This window comes from Burkholderia sp. Se-20373 (assembly GCF_017104705.1).
Classification (GTDB): Bacteria; Pseudomonadota; Gammaproteobacteria; order Burkholderiales; family Burkholderiaceae; genus Burkholderia.
Genome location: NZ_JAAGPH010000301.1, coordinates 1 through 2,950, shown reverse-complemented (window position 1 = coordinate 2,950; position 2,950 = coordinate 1). Strand labels below are relative to the sequence as shown.

The 2,950-nt window shown below is 69.6% G+C and carries 1 protein-coding gene; it reads left to right on the top strand.

The features are described 5' to 3' along the window. Positions 1 to 108: 108 nt before the first annotated feature. Positions 109 to 2,950, top strand: a 2,842-nt coding sequence (hrpA, locus tag G3N96_RS38225; RefSeq protein ID WP_346778938.1) for an ATP-dependent RNA helicase HrpA, incomplete at its 3' end; no start/stop codon positions are given.

The window sequence follows — 2,950 nt, the reverse complement described above, 5'->3', positions numbered from 1 at the left end:
GACGCGCGCCAGCCGGCCGCGAAGGACGCGTCCGCTGCGACGGGCGAGCGCGCACCGCGCCGCGAGCGTCCGCCGCGCGCGGTCGTCGCACCGAACCCGGTCCCGCCGATCACGTATCCCGAAAGCCTGCCCGTGTCGGGCAAGCGCGACGAAATCGCGCGCGCGATCGCCGGTCATCAGGTTGTCATCGTCTGCGGCGAAACCGGCTCGGGCAAGACCACGCAGCTGCCGAAGATCTGTCTCGATCTCGGCCGCGGCCTCGGCGCCGGCGGCACGGGCCTGATCGGCCATACGCAGCCGCGCCGTCTCGCCGCGTCGTCCACCGGCCGCCGGATCGCCGAGGAACTCGGCACGCCGTTCGGCGAAGTGGTCGGCTACAAGGTGCGCTTCACCGACAATCTCGCGCCGGGCGCGTCCGTGAAGCTGATGACGGACGGGATCCTGCTCGCGGAGACGCAGACCGATCCGTTGCTGAAGGCATACGACACGCTGATCATCGATGAGGCGCACGAGCGCAGCCTGAACATCGACTTCCTGCTCGGCTACCTGAAGGAAATCCTGCCGAGGCGGCCGGACCTGAAGCTGATCGTCACGTCCGCGACGATCGACGCCGATCGCTTCGCGCGCCATTTCGGCACCGACGAGCGCCCGGCGCCCGTGATCGAGGTGAGCGGGCGGCTGTATCCGGTCGAGATGCGCTACCGGCCGGTGGCCGAGGATCGCCCGGCCGTCAAGCACGCCGAAGGCACGGGCGGCCGCGATCGCGTGAAGACCGCGCGCGAAGCCGAGCGCGACCTGATGGACGCGATCGTCGACGCGGTCGACGAGCTGTGCCGCGAAGGCCCCGGCGACGTGCTGGTGTTCCTGCCCGGCGAGCGCGAGATCCGCGAAGCGGCCGAGGCGCTGCGCAAGCACCATCCGCCGCACACCGAGATCCTGCCGCTGTTCGCGCGGCTCTCGGCGGCCGACCAGGACAAGGTGTTCAAGGCGTCGAACGCGCGCCGGATCGTGCTCGCGACCAACGTGGCCGAAACCTCGCTGACGGTGCCGGGCATCCGCTACGTCGTCGATACGGGCCTTGCGCGCGTGAAGCGCTATTCGTACCGGAACAAGGTCGAGCAGCTGCAGGTCGAGTCGATCTCGCAGGCGGCCGCGAACCAGCGCGCGGGCCGTTGCGGCCGTGTGGCCGACGGTGTCTGCATCCGCTTGTACGAGGAAAGCGACTACCAGGCGCGTGCGCGCTTCACCGATCCGGAAATCCTGCGCTCGTCGCTCGCGTCGGTGATCCTGCGGATGAAGTCGCTGCACCTGACGGCGATCGAATCGTTCCCGTTCCTCGAGCCGCCGCCCGGCCGCGCGATCGCGGACGGCTACCAGCTGCTCAACGAACTCGGCGCGGTCGACGACGACAACGCGCTGACGCCGCTCGGCCGCGAACTCGCGCGGCTGCCGCTCGACCCGCGGGTGGGCCGGATGATTCTTGCCGCGCGCGACCAGCAGTCGCTGCGCGAAGTGCTGATCATCGCGAGCGCGCTGTCCGTGCAGGACCCGCGCGACCGCCCGATCGAGGCGCAGGAGCAGGCCGACCAGGCGCACCGCCGGTTCGCCGACGAGCGTTCCGAGTTCCTGCAGTGGCTGAAGATCTGGGCGTGGTTCGAAGAGGCCGTCGCGCACAAGAAGTCGAACCGCCAGCTGGTCGACGCGTGCCGGCAGAACTTCCTGTCGCACCTGCGGCTGCGCGAGTGGCGCGACGTCCATTCGCAGCTGCTGACCGTCGTGCGCGAGCACGGCTGGCGGCTGAACGAAGTCGAGGCGACCTACGAACAGGTCCATCTGGCCCTGTTGACGGGCCTGCTCGGCAACCTCGGCCTGAAGGCCGACGACGATCCGCACTATCTCGGCGCGCGCGGGATCAAGTTCTACCTGTGGCCGGGCTCCGTGCTCGCGAAGAAGGCCGGCCGCTGGGTGATGGCGGCCGAGCTCGTCGAGACGAGCCGGCTGTACGCACGCTGCCTCGCGAAGATCGAGCCCGAATGGGTCGAGAAGATCGGCGCGCATTTGCTGAAGAAATCGCTGTCGGAGCCGCACTGGGAAAAGCGCCCGGCGCAGGTCAGCGCGTACGAGCGCGCGACGCTGTACGGGCTGCCGATCTACCACCGCCGGCGCGTCGCGTTCGGCAAGCAGGATCCGTCGCGGGCGCGCGAGCTGTTCATCCGCGGCGCGCTGGTCGAGGGCGAGTTCGACACGAAGCTCGCGTTCTTCGCGCACAACCGCAAGCTGCTCGCCGACATCGAGCAGCTCGAGCACAAGTCGCGCCGGCAGGACGTGCTGGTCGACGACGAGCTGATCTACGCGTACTACGACCAGGCGATTCCGGAAGGGATTCACACGGGGGCCGCATTCGAGCGCTGGTATCGCGACGAGGTGAAGAAGGGCGGCCAGCCCGAGGACAAGCTGCGGCTGCTGTACCTGTCGCGCGATGACCTGATGCGCCACGAAGCGGCCGGCGTGACGACCGAGCTGTTCCCGAAGCGCGCGACGATGGCCGGCGTCGAGATGGCGCTCACGTATCACTTCGAGCCCGGTACGCCGCGCGACGGCGTGACGCTCGCGGTGCCGCTGTATGCGCTGAACCAGGTCGACGCGCGCCGCTGCGAGTGGCTCGTGCCCGGGATGCTGAAGGAAAAGGTGCAACTGCTGCTGAAGTCGCTGCCGCAGAAGCTGCGCCGGCATTGCGTGCCGCTGCCCGAGTACGCGGCCGGCTTCGTCGAGCGGATGGGCCGCGAGCGCTTCGGCGCGGGCGGGCTCGTCGAGGCGCTGATCGCCGCGCGCGCGGCGACACCCGCTTGGTCAGGTCCTCGACGAGGCCGGACAGGAAGGCCGGCAGCCCGCACGCAGCGATCCCGAGAATGCTGCCGGAGATCGTCGGATAGCGCCGGGACAGCACCAG